This is a genomic window from Shigella sp. FC1967, assembly GCF_001743005.1.
Classification (GTDB): domain Bacteria; phylum Pseudomonadota; class Gammaproteobacteria; order Enterobacterales; family Enterobacteriaceae; genus Proteus.
In genome coordinates, this window is the sequence record NZ_MIIZ01000581.1 from 1 (window position 1) to 7,285 (window position 7,285).

A 7,285-nucleotide genomic window follows, 5' to 3' on the forward strand; every position below is an offset into this window, starting at 1 on the left:
GTGGGAGAAGGATTCGAACCTTCGAAGTCTGTGACGGCAGATTTACAGTCTGCTCCCTTTGGCCGCTTGGGTATCCCACCAACATTAAATTGTTTTGCTTTATACCATTAACTCAACCGGAAATGCGGTATAGCTGTTATATCTATAAATCTAAGTATCATTCAAGCATATTGAATCGATTTTTGGATTTAATTGATAAAATGGAATAAGATAATTTTAGAGAAGAAAGCGAAGAGGAGATGGTGGTGGGAGAAGGATTCGAACCTTCGAAGTCTGTGACGGCAGATTTACAGTCTGCTCCCTTTGGCCGCTTGGGTATCCCACCAACATTAAATTGTTTTGCTGTCCGTGACAGCGGGCGCAATAATACCAAATACCTGAAATCTGTAAAGCGCTATTTTGCTAAAAATAGACTGACTGCTGTAAAAATGTGCGTATCGTTCAAGCTTTATGCGCTATCATATTGATTTTAAGCAATATCATCTTTATTAATAAGAGATAAAAAGTAAACCGCGATATGTTTTATATCGCGGTTTACTTTTAGATTAGTCATCATGTTTGCATTATTGGTGACAGAAAATTTATAAAATGATTGTTCTGTTACCGTAAACGAAGACACGTTGTGAAAGTACCCAATATAAGGCATGGCTAAGTACATTCTTTTCAACATCTCGACCAGCTCTCATCATATCTTCGGCAGAGAACGTATGATCAACATTAATCACATTTTGAGTGATGATTGGGCCTTCATCTAAATTATCATTTACGTAGTGCGCTGTTGCACCAATGATCTTGACACCGCGCTCATAAGCCTGATGGTAAGGACGTGCACCAATAAAGGCAGGTAAGAAGGAGTGATGAATATTGATAATTTGATTTGGGAAGTTTTGTACAAATGCGGGTGTTAGTACACGCATGTATTTTGCGAGTACAACATAATCAGGTTTGTATTGATTAATTTGCGCAATTAACTTTTCATCATGTTGATCACGGGTTAAGCCTTCATGGCTAACAAGATGGAAAGGAATACCAAATTGTTCTACTAAATGTTTTAGTGTGTCGTGATTACCAATGACAGCGGCAATTTCAACATCCAAATCACCAAATGCACTTTTCATTAATAAGTCGCCTAAGCAGTGTGCTTCTTTTGTCACCATAATGACAATGCGACGACGGCCTGCGGTATTTAATTCACGTTTTGAGCCTTGTGGTAAGGCATCATCTAAATCGGCCAGAAAGGTTTCATCATTAAAGATGCCTTCAAGCTCGGTACGCATAAAAAAGCGACCTGTACGATGATCAACAAACTCACTATTTTGAACAATATTTAATTGATGTTTGTAGCAAATATTCGTGATTTTAGCGATAAGTCCTTTTGCATCAGGGCAAATAGTACGCAGTATTTTTTTTTTGAGTATTTTGGTGTTGCATGTATGGATAAATCCTTTCTTTTACTTCTATGTTTGCAGTTATTTGATGTTATTTTCACAACATTTTTTGTATTTACGTCCAGAACCACAAGGGCAGGGATCGTTTCGTCCCACTTTCGGTTTCACACCGTCAATATAAAACCAACAGTTATCTATTTTTAGAAAACGAGAGCGTTCATGTAAGTACTGTTTATCATCGGCATTTCTTTCAATAAAGCAAGCCGAGAATTCAACATATGCCTCATTTTTATTTGTGCTCGCTTGCGATGAAATGACATTGAGTCCAAGCCACTGTGTATTTGGAAAGCCTGAAACTAATTCATCATGCAAAGATGCAACACGACAAGAAGGGTGCCACGTTTTTATTAAGTAATCAGCATTATGTTTAACAAACGCGCTATAACGCGAACGCATCAATGCTTCTGCTGTTGAAGCGTTTTTTTTGACCTAAATGGTAAGGCTCACAGCAATCAGAGTAGAATAATTGACTATTGCAGGGGCATAAACTTGACAAAATAATGTCCTAAATCACGTTATTAGTATGACGATTTCCCCGTAGATTGAAAAAAGTAACGATTGGGAATAATTAACGTCAATGTTGAACTAAACTAATAATGTAGCGCTAATTAATCAGCATGTGAAACGATAGTTACCGGAGTCACCAATGAACAAAGCCTTAGTGGGTAAAAAAATTTTAATAATTGATGATGAGGTCGTTTTTCGCACAATGTTGACGGAATATTTCTCACATGAGAAAGCTTGTGTTTATACAACAGATAACGGTAGCCAAGCATTATCTTTATTAGAAGGGGGAGTACTCCCCGATCTGATTTTATGTGATATCCGTATGCCAGTAATGAATGGCCCCACTTTTTTTGTGCCACCTTGAACAACGTAAATTGGATATTCCTGTTATTGCTATTTCATGTACAGACAATATGGCTGAAATAGATGATATGTTGCGTTTAGGGGCGCAAGAGATTTTTCTAAAGCCAATAACACATCTTGAGAAATTAAAACAAAAAAGTTATTGAAGTATTATGTCCTGGCTTTTTTTGAATCAGTATTAATAGAAGGTATACATTTTGAACCACTTTGGAATAGCTTACGAAAAGATACCCATTATATTCAGTCGTTCATAAAACAGATGCAACCTCAAGTTAAACAGGTTGTTGCGGGATATTGTGTTAATTATCGTCAATTAAATGATATCACTAAAATGGGGTTGTTATTTGATATTGCAGCTTTATCTGAAGACCAAATTATTTTCTATTGTGTTGATATATCGAGGGATGATGAAAATGGACTTTTGGTCGCTTTTACTCTTACGGGTTGTTTTTAATGATGTATTAAAAGTCATCACAAAAAAGTAAAAAACGTTGCCAAGTATGTATAATATGTTGAATAAACTAAATAAAATGCTTAATGAAATTGGAGTGAAAGGGACCTTTCCTATTATACTTGGTTATTATCATACACAGAAAAAAGAATATCCTTTTAGCTTCAGCAGGTTTAAAAGCCGAAATAAAAACAGAAAATAAAAAATTTGAGTTAAATAGCGGTATTCCTTTAGGCACGCTGCAACTTTTATATATTAATCAAGTAAAATGCGAAGGAACAAATTGGCAATGTAAAATTTGGGACAGCAGAAATCAGATTAAATTAATGTTTTCCCCTATCTATAAAAGTTAAATGTAGATTAAATAAAATAGAATATTGTGCATATATTAAACATAAATGAAGAACTATCTCAATTAACGGGTAGGGCTCTGTTTATCCTTAGATATTAGCTGGTATACTCTGGCAATTATTTTTAATTGTGCCCATTCAAAGCTGAAAGTAGAACGGTACTAATTGCAGGAGAATTATAATGTCATCAGCAGTACGTAAAGTAAGAAAAGCGGTGATCCCTGTTGCTGGATTAGGAACAAGAATGCTACCTGCAACCAAGGCAATTCCAAAAGAGATGTTGCCAGTGGTTGATAAGCCTCTTATTCAATATGTAGTGAATGAATGTATTGCAGCAGGTATTAATGAAATTGTACTTGTTACACATTCATCTAAAAATTCAATTGAAAACCATTTTGATACGAGTTTTGAATTAGAAGCGATTTTAGAAAAACGCGTTAAACGCCAGTTATTAGAAGAAGTACAAGGTATTTGTCCAAGTCATGTCACTATCATGCAAACTCGTCAGGGAATAGCAAAAGGATTAGGCCATGCTATTTTATGTGCTAAGCCATTAATTGGCGATGAACCTTTCGCTGTTATCCTGCCTGATGTTATTTTAGATAGATACAGTGCTGATTTAACGAAAGTTAACTTAAAAGAGATGCTTTCTCACTTTGAACGCTCTGGCGCAAGTCAAATCCTTGTTGAACCAGTGCCTGAAGATGAAGTCTCTAATTACGGTATTGTCGATTGCATGGGTGAAAATTTATGCCCAGGTGATAGCAAACCAATCACACGTGTTGTTGAAAAACCTAAGAAAGAAGAAGCACCTTCAAATTTATCTATCGTAGGGCGTTATGTATTATCTGAAAGTATCTGGCCACTATTAGCGAAAACAGCACCCGGTGCTGGAGATGAAATTCAGTTAACTGATGCGATTGCCATGTTGATTGAAAAAGAAGCCGTTGAAGCTTATCACCTACAAGGGAAAAGCCACGATTGTGGTAATAAATTAGGATATATGAAAGCCTTCGTAGAGTATGGAATACAGCACGAAGAGTTTGGCGAAGATTTTTCACAATGGCTAAAATCATTAAAAATACAGTGAAATAAAGCGGCTTAATAAGCATTTATATGGTTGCTCTCATTGTATAAGCTCCGCAAATACATGATGTATGACAAGCTGATTATTTTATGAGAAAAGCTAGATAAAGCGACGGTAAGATATTAAGGTATGCTCAATACATTGAGTATTGAGCCATGTTGATTTCTGTAATGTATGATGATGTAAGCGTTATGATGTTTAATCGAGGTGATATTAAGCATGATAGCGTTGGCATAAAAATAAATTATTGGGTTATTTGAGTGATTATATGAAAATATTGGTAACAGGTGCTGCGGGGTTTATTGGCTATCATATGAGTCAGCGTTTAATCGAAATGGGTTATCATGTTGTCGGAATAGATAACATGAATGATTATTATGATGTGCGCCTAAAAGAAGCTCGATTAGCTAAATTACAACAGCTAGAAAAATTTCATTTTGAGAAACTTGATATCGTTGACTCAGTAAAAGTGGCTCAATTATTTGTATCACACCAATTTGACCGAGTTATTCATTTAGCGGCTCAACCGGGGGTTCGCTATTCAATTAAAAACCCAATGGCATATATTGATGCGAATATTATTGGTCATATTAATATATTAGAAGGATGTCGCCATAATAAAGTTGGACATCTTATCTACTCCTCTTCAAGCTCTGTTTATGGTTTAAATCAGAAACAGCCTTTTTCAACAGAAGATAGCGTTGATCATCCTGTTTCATTATATGCGGCAACAAAGAAAGCGAATGAGTTAATGTCTCATAGCTATTCACATTTATATCAATTACCAACAACGGGATTACGTTTCTTCACTGTATATGGTCCTTGGGGAGTCCTGATATGGCATTATTTAAATTCACTAAGGCAATGTTAGCTGGTGAGCCTATTGATGTTTATAATAGTGGAGAAATGACGCGCGATTTTACTTATGTCGATGATATTGTGAGTTCAGTTGTTCGATTGATCAATGTTGTACCAGAAGCAGATAAAAATTGGACAGTAGAGAAAGGCGAAACGTCTTCAAGTTCTGCACCTTATAAAATTTATAATGTGGGGAATGGGCAACCAACTAAATTGATGTCATTCATTGAAGCAATAGAAAAATCATTAAATATTAAAGCTAAATTGAACTTAATGCCGATGCAAGATGGTGATGTTCTTTCGACTTGTGCGGATTGCCAAGACTTGTCTGAGACAATCGGTTTCTCGCCGAATACCGCCGTAGAATATGGCGTAAAACAGTTTGTTGATTGGTATTTAACTTATTATAAAAACTAATAATATTAGTCTAATTAAATCAAATCAAAGAAAAGGAGCTATAAAAGCTCCTTTTTTCATTATAAATAAAAATAAATAACGCAGTTGTTATATTTTTATTTTCGCTTACCCCTATCTAACACAAACAACATCAGCACATATTAAAATTAAACGCTTGTTTAATTAAATGGAGCAAACAAGAAAATACCCTTTTAAATAATTAAAAGGGTATTTTAAATAGAGTATTGACTTAAATTACAGCAGGAAATCGTCTAATGATTTGCCTTCTTCATCAATAGCACGTTTGATTACAGCTGGTGTACGACCTTGGCCTGTCCAAGTTTTAGTTTCACCATTTTCATCAACGTAAGAGTATTTAGCTGGACGAGCTGCACGTTTAGCACGGCCAGTTTTATTAGTCGCACTTGCTTCAAGCAAGTCTGTTGGATCAATACCCGCTTCTTCTAACATTTCACGGTATTTTTGTAATTTCTGAACACGTTCTTCTTCAGCTGCTTTTTCTAATGAGAATTCTTCACGACGCTCATTAACGACAACTTCGAGTTTCTCCAACATTTCTTCTAAAGTTTCTAAAGAAGTTTCTCTTGCTTGTGCGCGGAGAGTACGGATGTTATTTAATATTTTTAAAGATTCGCTCATTTTCCTGGTCTCAAATAAATGTTGTTGGCTGATGTAATACTAATAATAGATTGCTATTTAAATTTCTGCAATACCTAAATACAAACCTTACGTAAAATTTCTTTTTTTTAAACTAATATCTCAACGAAAAAAATAATAAAACTTGAGGCATCTTTAGTCAATAAAGGAAATATTAGTAAGGAAATGCATCTTTTAACGGATGATAACGCTAATGCTAAAGAATAGAAAGCTTTGTTCATTTTTTTATAATAACGGACTTTTTTCTAAAAATGGAATCGGACTAACTTTCATACTTTAATAAAGGTATATCAAGGTGTGTTTTAATATGTTAAGTACTTATTAAAGCTATTTATTTTTTAAGCAAAAATTAGCATTAACAACGAACCTCATCTTTTGATGGTATATCTAGAATAGAAATAAAGGTAATAAATACTTGTTATGGATAACTTGTAGATTGTTTATGTTAGACTGTCGCTCGTGAAAATAAACACTATTTAAGGAGAGAGCTGATGGCTCAGCTTTACTTTTATTATTCAGCCATGAATGCTGGAAAATCAACATCTTTATTGCAATCCTCTTATAACTATAATGAACGAGGCATGCGCACATTGATTTTTACTGCGGCTATTGATACACGCTTTGCAAAGGGAAAGATTAGTTCGAGAATAGGATTAAGTGCGGATGCATTACTCTTTAGTGATGATATGAATATTCGTGACGTTATTGTTGCTGAGCATAACAAACAGACTATTCATTGTGTATTGATTGATGAGTGCCAATTTTTAAGTAAAGCACATGTCGAACAACTTTGCGATATAACAGACACCTATGATATTCCTGTTCTCACGTATGGACTAAGAACGGATTTTAGAGGAGAGTTATTTACAGGTAGTGCTTATTTATTAGCATGGGCTGATAAGCTCGTAGAACTTAAAACAGTCTGTTATTGCGGTAGAAAGGCAAATAAAGTATTACGTTTAGATGATAAAGGAAATGTCCTGAGTGATGGTGCTCAAGTTGAAATTGGTGGAAATGAAAAATATGTTTCAGTCTGCCGTAAACATTATACACAGGCAACGCTAAAAGGGTGTATTGAACAAGAGCAACCTTTTCAAATTCTCTCTTTCACTAAAATTGCTAAGGTGAAAAGAGAGATAAAATAAGC

7 protein-coding genes, 1 tRNA gene and 2 pseudogenes are annotated in these 7,285 nt (G+C 34.9%); 6 read left to right on the top strand and 4 right to left on the bottom strand.

The window, feature by feature from the left end; all coding sequences use genetic code 11:
* Positions 1-240: 240 nt before the first annotated feature.
* The 3 genes and pseudogenes from BHE89_RS05875 to BHE89_RS05885 all read right to left on the bottom strand — a co-directional run bounded on the left by BHE89_RS05875 (position 241) and on the right by BHE89_RS05885 (position 1,944).
* Positions 241-325 (bottom strand) — tRNA-Tyr (locus tag BHE89_RS05875).
* A 256-nt stretch (positions 326-581) separates the two neighbouring features.
* A complete protein-coding gene (gene purU / locus BHE89_RS05880; protein WP_171742467.1) occupies positions 582-1,418 on the bottom strand; it encodes a formyltetrahydrofolate deformylase in 837 nt (278 codons plus the stop codon).
* 51 nt (positions 1,419-1,469) lie between these two features.
* Positions 1,470-1,944 (bottom strand): annotated as a pseudogene (locus BHE89_RS05885) (YchJ family protein).
* 150 nt (positions 1,945-2,094) lie between these two features.
* Between BHE89_RS05885 and BHE89_RS25120 the strand changes: the two are divergent.
* From BHE89_RS25120 to BHE89_RS05900, 5 genes and pseudogenes are all read left to right on the top strand, one after another.
* Complete coding sequence (locus tag BHE89_RS25120; RefSeq protein WP_286145926.1) at positions 2,095-2,319, top strand: response regulator; 225 nt, start codon at positions 2,095-2,097, stop codon at positions 2,317-2,319.
* Positions 2,306-2,464 (top strand): hypothetical protein, encoded by a 159-nt coding sequence (locus BHE89_RS25125; RefSeq protein ID WP_286145928.1) that lies wholly within the window; start codon positions 2,306-2,308, stop codon positions 2,462-2,464. The genes BHE89_RS25120 and BHE89_RS25125 overlap by 14 nt, the downstream gene beginning before the upstream one ends.
* 113 nt (positions 2,465-2,577) lie before the next feature.
* Positions 2,578-2,772: a hypothetical protein gene (locus tag BHE89_RS25130; protein ID WP_286145930.1), complete on the top strand. Its 195-nt coding sequence runs from the start codon at positions 2,578-2,580 to the stop codon at positions 2,770-2,772.
* 528 nt (positions 2,773-3,300) lie between these two features.
* Positions 3,301-4,209 carry a UTP--glucose-1-phosphate uridylyltransferase GalU gene (galU, locus tag BHE89_RS05895; protein ID WP_069368976.1) on the top strand — a complete coding sequence of 303 codons (909 nt, stop codon included), beginning with the start codon at positions 3,301-3,303 and terminating at the stop codon, positions 4,207-4,209.
* A gap of 265 nt (positions 4,210-4,474) precedes the next feature.
* Positions 4,475-5,481 (top strand): annotated as a pseudogene (locus tag BHE89_RS05900) (NAD-dependent epimerase).
* A gap of 234 nt (positions 5,482-5,715) precedes the next feature.
* Here BHE89_RS05900 and hns read toward each other — a convergent pair.
* On the bottom strand, positions 5,716-6,120 hold the full coding sequence (gene hns, locus BHE89_RS05905; protein ID WP_069368978.1) for a histone-like nucleoid-structuring protein H-NS: 405 nt from the start codon (positions 6,118-6,120) through the stop codon (positions 5,716-5,718).
* A gap of 509 nt (positions 6,121-6,629) precedes the next feature.
* Between hns and BHE89_RS05910 the strand changes: the two genes are divergently transcribed.
* On the top strand, positions 6,630-7,283 hold the full coding sequence (locus BHE89_RS05910; RefSeq protein WP_128860348.1) for a thymidine kinase: 654 nt from the start codon (positions 6,630-6,632) through the stop codon (positions 7,281-7,283).
* Positions 7,284-7,285: the final 2 nt, after the last annotated feature.

What these genes read in the sequence shown, in the direction of transcription:
- galU (WP_069368976.1), top strand. Translation starts at nt 3,301, where the DNA reads ATGTCATCAGCAGTACGTAAAGTAAGAAAAGCGGTGATCCCTGTTGCT.
- BHE89_RS25130 (WP_286145930.1), top strand. Translation starts at nt 2,578, where the DNA reads ATGCAACCTCAAGTTAAACAGGTTGTTGCGGGATATTGTGTTAATTAT.
- BHE89_RS25120 (WP_286145926.1), top strand. Translation starts at nt 2,095, where the DNA reads ATGAACAAAGCCTTAGTGGGTAAAAAAATTTTAATAATTGATGATGAG.
- BHE89_RS05910 (WP_128860348.1), top strand. Translation starts at nt 6,630, where the DNA reads ATGGCTCAGCTTTACTTTTATTATTCAGCCATGAATGCTGGAAAATCA.
- hns (WP_069368978.1), bottom strand. Translation starts at nt 6,120, where the DNA reads ATGAGCGAATCTTTAAAAATATTAAATAACATCCGTACTCTCCGCGCA.